This is a genomic window from Streptomyces sp. NRRL S-118, from assembly GCF_000716335.1.
Classification (GTDB): Bacteria; Actinomycetota; Actinomycetes; order Streptomycetales; family Streptomycetaceae; genus Streptomyces.
On record NZ_JOBL01000104.1, the window covers coordinates 98458 to 114622 of the forward strand.

The window sequence follows — 16165 nt, forward strand, 5'->3', positions numbered from 1 at the left end:
AGTGGCTTACTGGGCGAGGTGCTGCGGCCCGAAGGCCTGCGGCAGCATCTCGCCGAGGGTGAGCACCCCGGCGGGGGTGTCCAGCAGCAGCTCGTCGCCGCCGAACTCGTACAACAGCTGGCGGCACCGGCCGCACGGCACCAGCACCCGGCCGCGGCCGTCCACGCACACGAAGTGCGTGAGCCTGCCGCCGCCCGTGGCCTGGAGCTGCGAGACCAGCCCGCACTCGGCGCACAGGCCGATGCCGTACGAGGCGTTCTCCACGTTGCAGCCGGTGACCGTGCGCCCGTCGTCCACGCGGGCGGCCGCGCCGACCGGGTAGCCCGAGTACGGGGCGTACGCCCGGGACATGGCGTCCCGGGCCGCCTCGCGCAGGCCCTCCCAGACGTCGGGCGTCACTTGCCCTGGCCCCTCTTGTAGGGCAGGCCGTCCGCCTTCGGCATGCGCAGCCGCTGCGCGGACAGCGCCAGCACCAGCAGGGTGGCGACGTACGGCGCGGCGTCCACGAACTGGCTGGGCAGCCGGTCGGTGTTGACGTACCAGAGGAGCAGGCCGGCCGCGACGACGGCGGAGACGCCGGCGGCGACGTACTTCTTCTTGTACAGCTGCCAGACGAGGAAGGCGACGAGCAGGATCGCCAGCAGCAGGAGCATGGCGTGGACGTTCTCGGCGCCGCCGCGCAGCTTGAGGCTGTCGGTGAAGCCGAACAGTCCGGCACCGAGCGCCATGCCGCCGGGCATCCAGTTGCCGAAGATCATCGCGGCGAGACCGATGTAGCCGCGGCCGCCGGTCTGGCCCTCCTGGTAGATGCCGGTGGAGACGATGGCGAGGAAGGCGCCGCCGAGGCCCGCGAGGCCGCCGGAGACGATCACGGCGATGTACTTGTACTTGTAGACGTTGACGCCGAGGGACTCGGCGGCGACGGGGTTCTCACCGCAGGAGCGCAGGCGCAGGCCGAAGCCGGTGCGCCACAGGATCCACCAGGTGGCCGGGACGAGCAGCAGCGCGACGACGGTCAGCAGCGACAGGTTGGTGACCAGGCCGCCGAGCACGCCCGCGAGGTCGGAGACGAAGAACCAGTGCTTGGCCTGGAGATCGGCCAGTCCGTCCGACAGCCCCGGGATGGTGATGTCGGTGATCCGGTCGATGCGCGGGGACTGCTTGGAGGAGCCGCCCGGGGCCTCGGCGAACGTGAAGTTCGACAGGTAGCGGGTGGCGCCGGTGGCGAGGATGGTGATGGCCACACCGGAGACGATGTGGTTCACGTTGAAGGTGACCGTCATGAGCGCGTGCAGCAGGCCGCCGAGCGCGCCGCCGGCGATGCCCAGCAGGACACCGGTCCACGGCCCCCACTGGTAGCCGGCCCAGGCACCGAACCAGGTGCCGACGATCATCATGCCTTCGAGGCCGATGTTGACCACGCCGGCCCGCTCGGACCACAGGCCGCCGAGGCCCGCCAGACCGATCGGGACGGCCAGCTGGAGGGCGCCGGAGACCTGGCCCACGGAGGTGAGGTCGTTGGCGCCGCTGATCACGCGGACCAGGGAGAACAGGGCCAGTCCGCCGGCGATGATCAGCAGGATGACGGGCAGGGAGAGCCGGCGGCGGCCGCCGCCCTTCCTGGGCGCCGCGGCAGCGGCCGTGACAGTGCTCGTGGACTCGCTCATGCCGCCACTTCCTCCTTGTTCTTGCGGGCCTGGGCGGCAAGCTCCTCGCCGACCTTCTGCTGCTGACGGCGCAGCCCGTACTGGCGGACGAGTTCGTACGCCACGACGACGGAGATCACGATCAGGCCCTGCATGATCGTGGCGATCTCCTTCTCGAAGCCGTACTGGTCCAGCGACGCGGACGCCTTGTCGAGGAAGGCGATGAGCAGCGCGGCGAAGAAGATGCCGACCGGGCTGTTGCGGCCGAGCAGGGCGATGGTGATGCCCGTGAAGCCGACGCCGACCGGGAAGCTCAGGCTGTACGTGTGGGTCTGGCCGAGCAGCATCGGCATACCGGCGAGACCGGCGACCGCACCCGAGATCAGCATGGCCGTGAGGATCATCCTCTTGGCGTCCACGCCGCTCGCCTGGGCGGCGGACCCGCTGGCGCCGGTGGCGCGCAGGTCGAAGCCGAAGCGGGTGCGGTTGAGGACGAACCAGTAGACGATGCCGAGGGCGAAGGCGACGAAGGTGAAGCCGTAGATGGTGCCGCCGTCCACGTCCAGACCGGGCATCCAGCCGGACTCGGCGATCTCACCGGTGGTCAGGTCGTTGGAGCCGGGGGGCTGCACGCCGAGGTTGGCGGGCAGGATCATCCAGGCGATGAGGCTGGTCGCGATGGCGTTCAGCATGATCGTGGAGACGACCTCGCTGACGCCGCGGGTGGTCTTCAGCACGCCCGCGATGCCGGCCCACAGGGCGCCGACGAGCATCGCGACGAGGACGATCAGCAGGATGTGCAGCGGGCCGGGCAGCTCGACGGCCGCACCGACGACCGCGGCGAGCATCACGGCGAGGCGGTACTGGCCGTCCACACCGATGTTGAACAGGTTCATCCGGAAGCCGATGGCGACCGCCAGCGCGGCGAGGTAGTACGTGCCGGTCTGGTTGAGGATGAGGACCTGGATGTCGGTGTACTCCAGGCTCTGGAACATGATCCGGTACGGCTCGAACGGATCACGGTCCGAGGCCAGCAGCACCACCGAGGTGAGCAGGAAGGCCACGACCAGCGCGAGCGCCGGGCCGGCGAGGCCCAGGATCAGCCGGTCCTTGTCGAACTTCTTCATCGGCCCTCACCGTTCGGGTTCTCGTCGTGGTGCTCAAGGTGGCCGGTGGCGGCGCCGGTCATGGCCGAGCCCAGCTCCTCCGGAGTGATCGTGGCGGGGTCGGCGTCCGCGACCAGCCGGCCGCGGTACATCACCCGCAGGGTGTCGGAGAGCCCGATGAGCTCGTCCAGGTCGGCGGAGATCAGCAGCACCGCCAGGCCCTCGTGGCGGGCCTCGCGGATCTGGTCCCAGATCTGCGCCTGTGCGCCGACGTCCACGCCGCGGGTGGGGTGGGCGGCGATGAGGAGCTTGGGGGCGTGGCTCATCTCACGGCCGACGATCAGCTTCTGCTGGTTGCCGCCGGAGAGGGAGGCCGCGGTGACCTCGATGCCGGGGGTGCGCACGTCGTACTCGCGCACGATCCGCTCGGTGTCCTTGCGGGCGGCCTTGAGGTTGAGGATGCCGTGCTTGCTGTTGGGCGCCTCGGTGACGTGGCCGAGGATGCGGTTCTCCCACAGCGGGGACTCCAGCAGCAGGCCGTGGCGGTGACGGTCCTCGGGGATGTAGCCGATGCCGCCCTCGCGGCGCTTGCGGGTCGGCGCCTGCGAGATGTCGGCGCCGTCGAGGGTGATCACGCCGCCGTCGAGGGCGCGCAGGCCGATCAGCGCCTCGATGAGCTCGGTCTGGCCGTTGCCCTCCACACCGGCGATGCCCATGACCTCGCCCTTGTGGATGGTGAAGCCGATGCCGGCGAGGACCTCGCGGACGATGCCGTCGGGGTCGGTCTCGGTGAGGCGCAGGTCCTCGACCGTCAGCATGGGTACGTCGGTGACCGTGGACTCGCGGGTCTCGGGCGACGGCAGCTCGGCGCCGACCATCAGCTCGGCGAGCTGCTTGGTGGTGGCGGTGCGCGGGTCGGCGGTGCCGACGGTGGTGCCGCGCCGGATGACGGTGATGTCGTCGGCGACGGACAGCACCTCGCCCAGCTTGTGCGAGATGAAGATGACCGTCAGGCCCTCGGCCTTGAGCTCGCGCAGGTTGGCGAAGAGCGCGTCGACCTCCTGCGGGACGAGCACGGCGGTCGGCTCGTCCAGGATGAGGGTGCGGGCCCCGCGGAACAGGACCTTGAGGATCTCCACGCGCTGGCGGTCGGCGACGCCGAGCTGCTCCACGAGGACGTCCGGGCGGATGTTCAGCCCGTACGCGTCCGAGATCTCCATGATCTTCTTACGGGCCTTGGCGCCGATGCCGTACAGCTTCTCGCTGCCGAGGACGACGTTCTCCAGCACGGTGAGGTTGTCGGCCAGCATGAAGTGCTGGTGGACCATGCCGATGCCGATGGCGATGGCGTCGGCGGGGCTGGAGAAGGAGACCTGCTTGCCGTCGATCGTGATGGTGCCCTCGTCCGGCTTCTGCATGCCGTAGAGGATCTTCATCAGGGTCGACTTGCCGGCACCGTTCTCACCGATCAGGGCGTGGACCGTGCCCTTGCGGATGGTGATGTCGATGTCGTGGTTGGCGACGACGCCGGGGAAGCGCTTGGTGATGCCGCGCAGTTCTACGGCGGCGGCAGCCGGCGGCGATGACGGACTGGACGCGTTGATGACGCACTCTCCTTGGCGGGAAAGGAGCTTCAGGAGCGGAGGGCGGGTGGGCAGGTGCCGAAGTTACCGCGCGGCACGGGGCTCTACGCGCGTAGCGACAACGAAGGGGAAAAAGCGGGGCCGGAACGTGGTCCGGGTCCGGAGAGGCGGCTCTCGCCGCGCTCTCCGGACCCGCGGTACCGGTACCGGCCGCGCGGTTACGGGGCGGTCTTGACCTTGATGGTGCCGGCGATGATGGCCGCCTTGGCCTTGTCGACCGCGGCGGTCACGTCGGTCATCTTGGTGAAGGCCGGGTTGGAGGTGGCCAGGCCCACGCCGTCCTTGTCCAGGCCGTAGCGGATCTCACCGGACTGCGGCTTGCCGTCCTTGACCGACTTGATCAGGTTGTAGACGGAGTCCGCGACGTCCTTGGTCACCGAGGTGAGGATGTACTCCTTGTAGGCCGCGAGGCCCTTCTGGTTGTACTGGTCGGAGTCGACGCCGATGGCCCACTTCTTGGCCTTGGCGGCGGCCTCGATGGAGCCGGAGCCGGCGAGACCGGCGGCCGCGTAGATCACGTCGGCGCCCGCGTCGATCTGGCCCTGCGCGGCGGCCTTGCCGAGGTCCGGCTTGGAGAAGCCACCGAAGTCCGGCGGCTGCGTCAGGTACTGGACCTTGACGTTGACGCTCTTGTTGGTGTCCTTGACGCCCTGGACGAAGCCCGCCTCGAACTTCTTGATGAGCGGGGTCTCCACGCCGCCGATGAAGCCGACGGTGTTGGACTTGGTCACCTTGGCGGCGGCGACGCCGGCCAGGTAGGAGCCCTGCTCCTCGTTGAAGACCAGGTTGGCGATGTTCTTGCCGGTCTTCGAGGTGTCGTCGATGAGGCCGAAGGTGGTCTTCGGGAACTTCGGGGCGACCTCGGCGATGGCCGGCGCGTAGGCGAAGCCGACACCGATGACGGGGTTGTTGCCGGCGCGGGCCAGCTCGGTGAGGCGCTGGACCTTGTCCGGGTCGCCCTCTCCCTCGCTGGGCTCGGCTTCGGCACCCTTGACGCCCAGCTCCTTCTCGGCCTTCTCCAGGCCGGCGTAGGCGGCGTCGTTGAAGGACTGGTCACCGCGGCCGCCGATGTCGTACGCGATGGCTGCCTTGGGCTCGCCGTCGGAAGCGGTGTCCGACGACTTTCCGCCACACGCGGTGGCGCTGAGCGCGAGTGCCGCGGACGCGACGCTCACGGTTGCGATCCTGGTGATCCGGCGCAAGGGGGGCTCCTTCGACCTGACCGAAGCGCCACTTCGGCGCTGGTTTCGCGGCGATCGTAACGCGCGTAGATGTCAGGTAAAGGCCTGTTCGGTAGCCGTTACCAGATCGACGCGAACAGCGGATGGCCGCGGGGGATCGAGGACGCGGCGACACGCGTTCGAACCCTTTCGGCCGTGCGGCACAGTGTCACCCGGCGGCCACGCCGCGTGGCGCTCGGCGGGCGCGCGGGGCCGGGAACCGGCCTCCGGCACCGGGCCGGAGCCGGCCGGTCCGGAGGCCCCCGCGCCCGTGTCAGGAGGGGCGGCGGCCGTCGAGGAGGGCCGCGGCCGTGAAGAGTTCGACGCCGACCTTGATCGCGGACTCGTCCACGTCGAAGTCGCCGCGGTGCAGGTCATGCTTGGCGGGGTCACCCGGGCGGCGGACGCCCAGGCGCGCCATGGCGCCCGGCACGTGCTCCAGGTACCAGGAGAAGTCCTCGCCGCCGAGGCTCTGCTCGGTGTCCTCGATGGCGTACGCCCCGCACCGCTCGGCCATCGCGTCGTGCAGCAGCTCCGTGACCGCCGGGTCGTTGACGACCGGCGGGACGCCGCGCACGTACTCGATCTGGCACTTGGCGCCGTGCAGCGTCGCCACCTCGTCGATGGCGGCGTACACCTGGTCGGGGGCCTCCCGCCAGGCCGCCAGGTCCAGGCAGCGCACGGTGCCGCCGAGTTCGGCGTGCTGCGGGATGACGTTGGGGGCGTGACCGCACTCGATGCGTCCCCAGGTGAGGGCGAGTCCCGCGCGGGCGTCGATGCGGCGGGCCAGCACGGCGGGCGCGTCGGTCGCCACGCGGGCGGCCGCGGTGACGAGGTCCGTCGTCAGGTGCGGCCGGGCGGTGTGGCCGCCGGGACCGGCGAGGGTGACCTCCAGGCGGTCGCACGCCGAGGTGATGGCCCCGGTGCGCAACCCGATGCGCCCGGCGTCCACCCGGGGGTCGCAGTGCACCGCGATGATCCGCCCCACGCCGTCCAGGACGCCCGCCTCGACCGCGTCGACCGCACCGCCGGGCAGCACCTCCTCGGCGGGCTGGAAGACCACCCGGACCGCGTTCGGCAGCAGGCCCTGGCGGTCGAGGTCGGCGAGGACCAGCGCGGCGCCCAGGGCGCACGTGGTGTGGACGTCGTGGCCGCACGCGTGGGCGCGGTCGGGCACGGTCGACCGGTACGGCACGTCGGTCTTGGTGTCGGGGATGGGCAGCGCGTCGATGTCCGCCCGGATGGCGAGCATGGGACGTACGCCGTCCCAGGTGCCGATGTCGCACGTGAGCCCCGTACCGCCCGGGAGGACCCGCGGGCGCAGCCCGGCCGCCTCCAGGCGGGTCTTGAGCGCGGCCGTCGTACGGAACTCCTGGAAACCGAGCTCGGGATGCATGTGCACATCCCGGCGGAACGCGATCAGCTCGGCACGCAGCTGCTCGGGCAGCGTACCGAGGAGGGGCGTTTCGCCGGGAACGTCGGTTTCGGGGTCGCGGGACATCAACTTGTTCACCCCTGAAAGGGTAGGCGCGTTTCGCCCTCAACTAACGTGTGATCTACAAAACTTCAGCCCGATAGGGGAAAGAAACCTGGTTGGACGGGCTTGAGCGGCACACCAAGTGGGTAAGCTCACGGTTTTTCGGCCTTTTGTCGATCTTTCGTTCGGTGGTAGGCGGGCGGGCGTCACGCACCCGTCAGCGACAGCCCGTGCGCGCTGCGTGCCGACTCCGTGACCCCGGCCAGGAAGCCCCGCGCCCGGGGGGAAGCGGTCGCGCGCAGCCACTCCGGCGCGATCGCGCAGACCGTGATGGTGATCCCGGTGCCGGCGAGCGCCGGCGGCAGGGTGTGCACGACCGTGGACGGGAAGCTGAGGACCGTGCGCCCGATCGGGCCGCGCCGGGCGATCAGCTCCAGCGGCAGCTCGGGGCGGACGATCTCCAGGCCCGTCGTGACGGCGATCCGGTGCAGCTTCTCGACGCTCTCGCGGCGGTGGGCGAAGTACCGGGTCGCGCCGTGCGCCGCCGCGAGGGCGGCGACCGCCTGCGCGTACCGGTCGGGGTCCACCACGCCGGTCTCGACCAGCGAGGTGCCGACCAGGTCCGCGCCCCGGGTGAGGCGGGGCGGACCGAAGCGGGCGCGGGTCCACGCGAACCGGTTGGGGGTGACGGTGGTGCCCGGCGGCGCCTCGACCGGCAGCGCCGTGAAGACCTCCACGCTGCGCCGGCCCGCGGGGGCGAGCCGCCGCCGCGCCAGTGCCGTGACGGGGGCGAGGGCAAGCTCCCGCGGCGCACGCAGGCCACCGGGGCGGTGCCAGCGCACGAGACGCTCGCCGCGCGCCAGCTGCGCCGTGAACTCCATCGTCGCGGTGCCGTCGTCCACCACGGTGAGCGCGCGCGGCCCGAAGAGCGTCAGCAGCAGCTGCACGTACCGCGAGAACGGGTCGCCGACGATCACGCGCTCGGCGGCGCGCAGCAGCGGCGCGAGGTCCCGCAGGGTCCGCGGCAGGGAGCCCCGCCCGGCGCGGGCCTCCTGCCAGCGGACGGCCACGCCCTCGTCGCGGGCGATCCCGGCCATGCGGCGCAGCTGACCGCGGGACATGGGGTCGGTGGGCGACAGGACGACGACGGTCAGGTCCCGCCGCCCGGTGTGGTGGCTCCACTCCAGGACGTTCAGGAGCTGGACGGGGCTCTCGACGAAGGCCAGGTTCGCTGCCGCCGCCGGGTCGGCGGCCGTCATACCGCGGCCACGACGCGGCGGAGCTTCTTCATGGGGGCCAGCTCCGACTCGTACACCCTCTTGACGCCGTCGCCGAGCGCGGTCTCGATGGTGCGGATGTCGCGCACGAGCCGGGTGAGGCCCTGCGGCTCCACGGAGGCCGCCTGGTCGGAGCCCCACATGGCGCGGTCGAGGGTGATGTGCCGCTCGACGAAGCAGGCGCCCAGGGCGACGGCGGCGAGCGTGGTCTGCAGGCCGGTCTCGTGGCCGCTGTAGCCGATGGGGATGTTGGGGTAGTCCCGCATGAGCGACTCGATCACCCGCAGGTTCAGCTCCTCGGCCTTCGCCGGGTAGGTGGAGGTGGCGTGGCAGAGCAGGATGTTGTCGCTGCCGAGCACCTCGACGGCGTGCCGGATCTGGCGCGGGGTGGACATGCCGGTGGACAGCACGACCGTGCGGCCGGTGGCGCGCAGGGTGCGCAGCAGCTCGTCGTCGGTGAGGGACGCGGAGGCGACCTTGTGGGCGGGCGGGCCGAACTTCTCCAGGAAGGCGACGGCCTCGGTGTCCCAGGGGGAGGCGAACCAGTCGATGCCGCGCTCGCGGCAGTGCGCGTCGATGGCGCGGTACTCGTCCTCGCCGAACTCGACGCGGTGGCGGTAGTCGATGTACGTCATCCGGCCCCAGGGGGTGTCGCGCTCGATGTCCCACTGGTCGCGCGGGGTGCAGATCTCGGGGGTGCGCTTCTGGAACTTCACGGCGTCGCAGCCGGCGTCGGCGGCCGCGTCGACGAGGGCGAGGGCCTTGTCGAGGTCGCCGTTGTGGTTGATGCCGATCTCGCCCGTGATGTAGACGGGACTGCCGGGGCCGACGGTCTTGCGGCCGAGGGTGCGCAGGCGGGAGTTCACGGTCATGGTTCCTTAGGTGGTGGGGAGGGTCTGCAGCTCGGGTCCGAGGAGCCAGCCGGCGATCTCGCGGATCGCCCCGGCGCCGCCCGGCGCTCCGGTGACGGCACGGGCGGCGGCCCGTACGGCCTCGTGGGCGCTCGCGACGGCGACGGGCCAGCCGACGAGTCCGAAGCAGGGCAGGTCGTTGACGTCGTTCCCGGCGTAGAGCACGCGCCCGGGATCGATGGCGTGGTCGTCGCACCACTGCTTGAGTGCGAGGTCCTTGCGGTCGACGCCGTGCAGGACGGGCACGGCGAGCTTGCGGGCGCGGGCGGCCACGACCGCGTTGCGCTCCGTGGACAGGATCAGCAGCCGCACACCCGCGCGGCGCAGCGCGGCGATGCCCAGGCCGTCGCCGCGGTGCACGGCGACGAACTCGTGCCCGTCGGCGTCGACGAGCACCCGGTCGTCGGTCTGGGTGCCGTCGAAGTCGAGGACGACGGCGTCGACGTCCGCGGCGGTCGGCGTGGCCGGCTCGTCCAGCAGCGGGGCGAGCGCGCGGGCGCGGGCGAGGTCGTGCGGGTCGTCGATCTCCAGCACCCGGGCCGGGTCGGTGACGACCAGCGCGGTGCGTCCGAAGAACCGGTGCCGGTGCGTACGGAAGCCGCGCGCCTCCATGCCGTACGCGGCACCGGTCTCCAGGTACTCGGGCTCCCGCTCCTGCCGGCGGGGACGGCGCGCCGTGTCGTGGTTGACGCCGAGGGCGCCGCGGGAGCCGTCCGGCCCGGCGGCGGACCGCCGCCACAGGAAGGCGTGCGACGGGGCGACGGTCAGGGCGGTGTCGGCGCCGCGGTCCAGGATCTCGGCCGCCACGCCGTCGACGTCCGCCGCGGTCAGGAACGGGCTGGTGCACTGGACCAGGAGGACCACGTCGGCGCGGCGGCCGTGCAGCGCTTCGAAGGCGTCCATCGCGTGGAGCACCGCCGACTCGCTGGTCGCGGTGTCGCCGGACAGGGCGGCGGGGCGCGGTACGGCCTCGGCGCCCGCGGCGCGCGCCGCGGCGGCGGTCCGGGGGTCGTCGGTCGAGACGACGACGTCCGTCACGAGGCGGGCGCCCCGGCAGGCGCGCACGGCACGGGCGACCAGCGGGACGCCGCCCACCGGTGCGAGGTTCTTGGCGGGCACGCCCTTCGAACCGCCGCGGGCGGGGATCACGGCCAGCACGGTGGGACGCCCGTCCCCCGCGTCCCGCGTCCCGGGGCGGCTCACAGCTCCCCCAGCCGGCGGACCACCGGGGCCACGCGCTGCACCCCGTGGCGGTACACCGAGCGCGCCGCGTCGCGCAGGGCGCGCCGAACCGGGCCGGCGGCGGGCGCCGCGGCCGCGCTGTCCAGGCGGTGGCGGGCCAGGACGCCGGGAAGGTAGCCGGGGGCCGTCGCCCGCGTGTACCAGGGCGCGGGGGGCGGCAGCGGCGGCCCGGCGAGCAGGTCGAGCACCCGGGCGCGGGCCGCGTCGAAGGCCCGCTCGTACGCGCCGTGCGACGCGACGCCCTGCGCCGCCAGCCACGCCTCGTCCGGCACCGGGCGGTGCCCGCCGTCGAGGGCGTCCCAGGAGGTGAGCAGCCCGGAGCCGATGAAGTGGTGGTTGCCGAGCGCCTCGCGGACGCCGAGGTCGGTCAGCACCGCGGTGGGGACGCGCCGGTGCAGGGCCTCCAGCGCGGCCGTCGACGAGACCGTGACCAGCAGGTCCGTACGGTCGAGGACCTCGCCCATGTGGCCGTGGACCAGTCTCAGGTTGGGCGGCAGGGGGCCGCGCGCCAGCTTCTGGTACGGGTGCTCCTCGAGGTGCGTGGTGTGCTCGCCGGGCCGGGAGCGCAGCTTCAGCAGCACCTCGCGGTGGGGGTGCAGCAGGGCGTGCCCGGTCAGCCGGCGCAGCAGGTACGCGCGCTCCTCGCGGGTCGCCGGTACGGAGGGCTGCGCGGCGAAGACCACCGTGTCGCGGTCCTCGCGGGGCGTGTACGGCGCCCCGCCGAGGAACGGCAGCGCCGCCTCGACCACCGCCGAGGGGTCGGCGCCGACGCCCTCGTACACGGCGCGGAACCGCTCGGCGTCGTGGCGCGAGTTGGCGAGGACGAGGTCCGCGCCGTGCCGCAGCAGCAGCCCGTCGGCGAGCTTCTCGTAGACGACGCCGACGTACCCGGTGACGACGACCGGCCGCGGGTGCGGCGGCGCCCCGGCGAGGGCGTGCAGCATCGCCTGCACGGTGCCGCCGACGAGCGCGAGGACGACGACGTCGTACGCCTCCTCCCGCAGCACCCGCAGGAACCCGGCTCCCGTCACCTCCCGCGGCGCGCCCACGCCGGCGCCGGTCTCGGCGAGCTGGCGCGCGGTCGGGGTGGCGCGGCCGCGCAGCACGAAGCCGGTGACCCGGCCGTCCTCGGGGGCGATGCGGCGCGCCGTCAGCGCGCCCCACTTCCATCGGGTGTCGGAATCCGCGAGAACCGCGATCCGCACCGCTGCACTGGTTCGTGATGGCACGCCGAGGACGTTAGGAAGGCGTTCCGCTTCGCGGCCCAACTGGGCGGCAACAAACGGTGAACAGCACCTGGCAGCAATCCGGTTAATAAGCGCGCCGCTCAGTGTTCACCGCACATCCGTCCACCGGCCAGGACGAATGCCGGAACGGCCCCCTACCGTCTCGCGAGTGGTCAAGCTCTCCGTCGTCGTGCCGTTCTTCAACGTGCAGACATACGCTCCCGACGCCCTCGAAAGCCTGCGTGCCAATGCGCGGGACGATTTCGAATTCCTCCTGGTCGACGACTGTTCGACCGACGGAACGCAGGAGATCCTGCAGCGCGCGGCCCGCGAGGTCCCGGGCGCGGTGCTGCTGAGACACGCGCGCAACGCCGGGCTCGCCACCGCCCGCAACACCGGCATCGACGCGGCGCGCGGCGAGTACCTCGCCTTCCTCGACGGCGACGACTGGCTGGCGCCCGGCCACTTCGCCCGACTCCTCGCCGCCATCGAGGAGTTGGGGTGCGACTTCGTCCGCACGGACCATGTGCAGTGCACCGGCAGGACGCGGACGGTGCACCGCGTCCCGGTGGGCCGGCGCGGGGAGGTGCTGCGGCCCAGGGACGCGATCCTGCCGACCGGGCGGTCCACTTCGGTGGACTACCCGTACGCCTGGGCCGGCATGTACCACCGGCGCCTCGCCGAGCGGGGGCTGCTGCATTTCACCGACGGACTGCGGACCGCGGAGGACCGGCCGTGGATATGGCGGCTGCACCGGGAAGCGGATTCCTTCGCGGCGGTGAGCTCGCTCTCCCTCTTCTACCGGCGCGGCGTCTCCTCGTCCCTCACGCAAATCGGAGACATTCGGCAGCTCGATTTCATCCGCGCTTTCGACCAGGTTCTCGAGGAAACGGCGAAGGATCCGGATTCCGCTCGGCTGCTGCCGAAAGCGGTGCGCACGTATTGCGCGATCATCGCCCACCACATGGGTTCCGGCCGGTTCGAGGCGCGGGTCGCCCGCACCTTGCGCAGCCGGAGCGCGGCGGCGCTGCGCCGGATGCCGCAGGACGTCCTGACGGACGCGCTCGCCACGATGGACGGCGAGCGGGCGGCGCTGCTGCGCGCCCTGCGCCGCCGCCCGGTGAAGGCGGGAGCGGCCTCGTGAGCACGCAGATCTTCTACGCCTCGACGCTGTACGGGGCGGTGACGCTCGCCGCCGCGATCGACAGCGGCTGCTTCGAACCCGCCGACCGGCGGCTGCTGCTGGTCGCCAACAACGCGGCGACGCCGGAGACGGCCGTCCCGCTCGACCGGATGCCGGGCTTCGACCGGCTGAGCCACCGCTTCGACGCCGTCCTGTCGTGGAACGACGCCGTCGCGCCGTTCCACCCCGGCGGCTGGACCCCGCGCCCCGACGACGTACCGCTGTGGGAGCGGTACCTGCGGCTGCTGTGGGGGCTGGGCGACGACCGCGTGGCACTGGCCGTCGAGTCGCTCCAGGTCCCGCCCGCGCTCACGGTGGCGCAGCTGTTCCCGGAGGCCGCGATCGACGTGTACGCCGACGGGCTGATGAGCTACGGGCCCACCCGCAACCGGATCGACCCGCTCGTCGGGGAGCGCGTGCGCAGGCTGCTGCACCTGGATCTGGTGCCGGGCCTGCGGCCGCTGCTGCTGGCGGAGTTCGGGGTGGTGCCCGAGGTGGTCCCGGCGGAGGCGTTCACGAAGGTCGTGGACGAACTCGCGGAGGACGAGACCGGGGCGACCGGGGGCGGGGACGCCGGGTACGGGCCGGACGAGTGCGGGCCGGACGAGTGCGGGCCGGACGAGTGCGGGGAGACCGGGGAGGGCGTCGCGCTGCTGCTGGGGCAGTACCTGTCCGCGCTCGGCATCCTCTCCCCCGCCGAGGAGGAGGACCTGCACGTACGGATGGTGCGCGGCGCCGTCGCGCGCGGGCATCGCAGGATCGTCTTCAAGCCGCACCCGGTCGCGCCGGCGTCCTGGTCGCGGACGCTGGAGCTCCGGGCGCGGGAGCTGGGCGCCGAACTGACCGTGCCCGACCGTCCCGTCCTCGCCGAGGTGCTGTTCCGGCGGCTGCGGCCGGCGCTGGTCGCCGGGTGCTTCTCGACGGCGCTGTTCACGGCGAGCGGCTTCTACGGGCTGCCGGTCGCACGGCTCGGCACCGCCCCGCTGCTGGACCGACTGACGCCGTACCAGAACAGCAACCGGGTGCCGGTGACCCTCGCGGACGCACTGCTGCCGGACCTGGAGAGCGGCGGGACGGGCGGGGTGCCGGACCTCGCGGGCCTGCTGGACGCCGTCGGCTTCGCGATGCAGCCGCAGGTCCGCGCGGACCTGCGGCCGGCGGCCGAGCGGTACCTGGCCGACCGCCTCACCCCCGCCACCCGCCGGTACTTCAAGCGCCGCCGCCTGACGGCCCTCGGTCTGCCGGGCGGCCTGCCCGGCGGGCTCAAGGTGCCGCGCACCGCGCTGACCCGCCTCCTGGTCCGCCGGGCGCGCCGCCTCAAGCGGGCGGCGCTGCGCCGGTGACACGGACGCGGGGGGGCGCGGGTCAGTCCCGGACGACCGGTTCCTGGAGCTCGGTGACCCACCGCGAGCGGTCGTCGGGGACCTCCAGGTACAGCTCGCGGGTGTAGCCGGCGGAGCGGTAGCCGTTGGTGCCGATCCAGGTGGCCAGGGTCTGCAGGGTGGGCAGCAGGTTGTCCATCGGCCCCCGGTGGACGACGGTCGCCGCCTGCTCCAGCCCGGGCAGGACGACGATGTCCGCGCCGGGCACGGTGACCCCGTCCGGCACGGTCATGCCCGCGTGGACGACGACCGAGCCGTCACCCGCCGGGGCGTCCTCGTAGTACGCGACGCCCGGACCGCAGGGAGTGACCCCGGCGGCCTCCAGCCGGGCGCACAGCTGCTCGTACAGGGGGGTGATGACCGGGCCGATCTCGGCCGGTCCGAAGCCCGCGGCGGTGCCGCTCAGCTCGGCCAGCCGCACGGCCGGAACGCTCTTCAGTACGACGTCCTGCGTGGACATGCGTCCCTCGCTCTCGATGGCCCGGAGCCTCGCCGCGACCTGCGCCAGGCGCGCGGCCGCCTCGCTCATCGCCGTCTCCAGCTCGGCCTGCCGCAGCCTCAGCATCCCGCGCAGCTCCTCGGCGCCGACCTCCTCGTCGAGGATCGACCGCACCTGGTCGAGGGTGAAGCCGAGGTCCTTGAGCGCGATGACGCGGTTGAGCCGGGCGAGCTGGCCGGCTTCGTAGAAGCGGTAGCCGCTGTACGGGTCGACGCGGGCGGGGCGCAGCAGTCCGATGGCGTCGTAGTGGCGCAGCATGCGGACCGAGACCCGGCCGTGCCGGGCGAAGTCTCCGATGGTGAACATGACGCCCCCTACGAGACGGCCTCACACGGTGTCAGGGTCAAGCGGTGCCGGGATCGGGCGGTGCCGGGGTCAGGCGGTGCTGCTGAGGGACAGCTTCACCGCGAAGCCGAGGAACAGCGCGCCCGCCGCCGAGGTGGCCGTGGCCGACAGGCGCCTGCGGCGGCGGAACGCGGCGGCCAGATGCGTGCCCGCGAGGATCAGCAGGGTCAGGTAGAGGACGCTCGCGGCCTGCGCGAGGCCCCCGAGGACGACGAACGAGAGGGCCGGGTACTGGTACGCCGGGTCCACGAACTGCACGAAGAACGCGACGAAGAAGAGGATCGCCTTCGGGTTGAACAGGCTGATCAGGAACGCGCGCCGGAACGGGCGCTCGGCGGCCACCCCTGCGGCCGCGCCGCCCGGCGCCTCCGCCGCCCGCTCGCCCCGGCTGCGCCACATCGACCAGGCGGCCCGCAGCATCCCGACGGCCAGCCACGTCAGGTAGCCGGCCCCCGCGTACTTCACGATCCCGAAGAGCAGCGCGTTCGCCTGGAGCAGCGAGGCGACACCGGCGGCGGAGAGCGTCATCAGCACGGTGTCCCCGCACCAGACGCCGGACGCGGCCACGTACCCGGCGCGGGTGCCGCGGCGGGCGGCGACGGAGAGCACGTACAGGGAGTTCGGCCCCGGCAGCAGAATGATGAGGACGAGGCCCGCGAGATAGGTCGGCAGATCGGTGACACCCAGCATGGGGCGGAGTGTCGCACAGGGGTACGACACTCCGCCCGCCTATTCCGCGATGCGGAATGGCGCGGGAAACCGGCCGGTCAGAACACGTCGGACGGGACGTACGTGCCCCACACCTCGCGCAGCGCGTTGCACACCTCGCCGACCGTCGCGCGTGCCTTGAGGGCGTCCTTCATCGGGTACAGGACGTTGTCGGTGCCCTCGGCCGCCTTGCGCAGCGCCGCGAGCGCCGCGTCCACGGCCGCCTGGTCGCGCTCGGCACGCAGCTTGGCGAGGCGTTCGGCCTGCTGGGCCTCGATGGCCGGGTCGACGCGCAGGGGC

At 72.6% G+C, this 16165-nt stretch carries 15 protein-coding genes; 2 read left to right on the top strand and 13 right to left on the bottom strand.

Annotation, left to right across the window (positions count from 1 at the left end; all coding sequences use genetic code 11):
• Nucleotides 1-6 precede the first annotated feature (6 nt).
• The 10 genes from IH00_RS0101555 to IH00_RS0101600 form a co-directional block, all read right to left on the bottom strand.
• Nucleotides 7-399, bottom strand: a complete 393-nt coding sequence (locus IH00_RS0101555; RefSeq protein WP_031068693.1) for a cytidine deaminase — start codon at nt 397-399, stop codon at nt 7-9.
• Nucleotides 396-1667 carry an ABC transporter permease gene (locus IH00_RS0101560; protein ID WP_031068695.1) on the bottom strand — a complete coding sequence of 424 codons (1272 nt, stop codon included), beginning with the start codon at nt 1665-1667 and terminating at the stop codon, nt 396-398. The genes IH00_RS0101555 and IH00_RS0101560 overlap by 4 nt, the downstream gene beginning before the upstream one ends.
• The gene (locus tag IH00_RS0101565) at nt 1664-2773 is read right to left on the bottom strand and encodes an ABC transporter permease (protein WP_031068697.1); all 1110 of its coding nucleotides are present in this window, start codon (nt 2771-2773) and stop codon (nt 1664-1666) included. Before IH00_RS0101565 ends, IH00_RS0101560 begins: the two co-directional genes overlap by 4 nt.
• A complete protein-coding gene (locus IH00_RS0101570) occupies nt 2770-4356 on the bottom strand; it encodes an ABC transporter ATP-binding protein (protein ID WP_107064380.1) in 1587 nt (528 codons plus the stop codon). The genes IH00_RS0101565 and IH00_RS0101570 overlap by 4 nt, the downstream gene beginning before the upstream one ends.
• Before the next feature lie 197 nt (nt 4357-4553).
• Nucleotides 4554-5597 carry a BMP family lipoprotein gene (locus IH00_RS0101575; RefSeq protein WP_031068702.1) on the bottom strand — a complete coding sequence of 348 codons (1044 nt, stop codon included), beginning with the start codon at nt 5595-5597 and terminating at the stop codon, nt 4554-4556.
• A 292-nt stretch (nt 5598-5889) separates the two neighbouring features.
• Complete coding sequence (locus tag IH00_RS0101580) at nt 5890-7116, bottom strand: amidohydrolase (protein WP_031068703.1); 1227 nt, start codon at nt 7114-7116, stop codon at nt 5890-5892.
• Nucleotides 7117-7298: 182 nt separating this feature from the next.
• A complete protein-coding gene (locus IH00_RS0101585; RefSeq protein WP_031068705.1) occupies nt 7299-8351 on the bottom strand; it encodes a hypothetical protein in 1053 nt (350 codons plus the stop codon).
• Nucleotides 8348-9241, bottom strand: a complete 894-nt coding sequence (locus IH00_RS0101590) for an N-acetylneuraminate synthase family protein (RefSeq protein WP_031068706.1) — start codon at nt 9239-9241, stop codon at nt 8348-8350. Before IH00_RS0101590 ends, IH00_RS0101585 begins: the two co-directional genes overlap by 4 nt.
• 6 nt (nt 9242-9247) lie before the next feature.
• Nucleotides 9248-10483, bottom strand: coding sequence for an acylneuraminate cytidylyltransferase (locus IH00_RS0101595; protein WP_234334725.1), 1236 nt, complete (start codon nt 10481-10483; stop codon nt 9248-9250).
• Nucleotides 10480-11751 (bottom strand): DUF6716 putative glycosyltransferase, encoded by a 1272-nt coding sequence (locus tag IH00_RS0101600; protein WP_031068708.1) that lies wholly within the window; start codon nt 11749-11751, stop codon nt 10480-10482. Before IH00_RS0101600 ends, IH00_RS0101595 begins: the two co-directional genes overlap by 4 nt.
• A 166-nt stretch (nt 11752-11917) precedes the next feature.
• On the opposite strand from IH00_RS0101600, the gene IH00_RS0101605 reads away from it, so the two are divergent.
• Together IH00_RS0101605 and IH00_RS0101610 are read left to right on the top strand one after the other, a co-directional pair.
• Complete coding sequence (locus tag IH00_RS0101605) at nt 11918-12892, top strand: glycosyltransferase family 2 protein (RefSeq protein WP_031068709.1); 975 nt, start codon at nt 11918-11920, stop codon at nt 12890-12892.
• Nucleotides 12889-14274, top strand: coding sequence for a polysialyltransferase family glycosyltransferase (locus IH00_RS0101610; protein WP_031068711.1), 1386 nt, complete (start codon nt 12889-12891; stop codon nt 14272-14274). Before IH00_RS0101605 ends, IH00_RS0101610 begins: the two co-directional genes overlap by 4 nt.
• Before the next feature lie 22 nt (nt 14275-14296).
• Here the strand turns inward: IH00_RS0101610 and IH00_RS0101615 are convergent, their stop codons facing one another.
• The 3 genes from IH00_RS0101615 to IH00_RS0101625 form a co-directional block, all read right to left on the bottom strand.
• Nucleotides 14297-15118, bottom strand: coding sequence for a MerR family transcriptional regulator (locus tag IH00_RS0101615; RefSeq protein WP_031068713.1), 822 nt, complete (start codon nt 15116-15118; stop codon nt 14297-14299).
• A gap of 69 nt (nt 15119-15187) precedes the next feature.
• Nucleotides 15188-15847 carry a leucine efflux protein LeuE gene (leuE, locus tag IH00_RS0101620; RefSeq protein ID WP_031068715.1) on the bottom strand — a complete coding sequence of 220 codons (660 nt, stop codon included), beginning with the start codon at nt 15845-15847 and terminating at the stop codon, nt 15188-15190.
• A 77-nt stretch (nt 15848-15924) separates the two neighbouring features.
• Nucleotides 15925-16165: methylmalonyl-CoA mutase family protein (locus IH00_RS0101625; RefSeq protein ID WP_031068716.1), on the bottom strand; the 241-nt coding region annotated here is incomplete at its 5' end.

Bases quoted from the DNA above. Each gene is read 5' to 3' on its own strand.
- IH00_RS0101590 (WP_031068706.1), bottom strand. From the start codon at position 9,241: ATGACCGTGAACTCCCGCCTGCGCACCCTCGGCCGCAAGACCGTCGGC.
- IH00_RS0101565 (WP_031068697.1), bottom strand. From the start codon at position 2,773: ATGAAGAAGTTCGACAAGGACCGGCTGATCCTGGGCCTCGCCGGCCCG.
- leuE (WP_031068715.1), bottom strand. From the start codon at position 15,847: ATGCTGGGTGTCACCGATCTGCCGACCTATCTCGCGGGCCTCGTCCTC.
- IH00_RS0101560 (WP_031068695.1), bottom strand. From the start codon at position 1,667: ATGAGCGAGTCCACGAGCACTGTCACGGCCGCTGCCGCGGCGCCCAGG.
- IH00_RS0101585 (WP_031068705.1), bottom strand. From the start codon at position 8,351: ATGACGGCCGCCGACCCGGCGGCGGCAGCGAACCTGGCCTTCGTCGAG.
- IH00_RS0101580 (WP_031068703.1), bottom strand. From the start codon at position 7,116: ATGTCCCGCGACCCCGAAACCGACGTTCCCGGCGAAACGCCCCTCCTC.
- IH00_RS0101615 (WP_031068713.1), bottom strand. From the start codon at position 15,118: ATGTTCACCATCGGAGACTTCGCCCGGCACGGCCGGGTCTCGGTCCGC.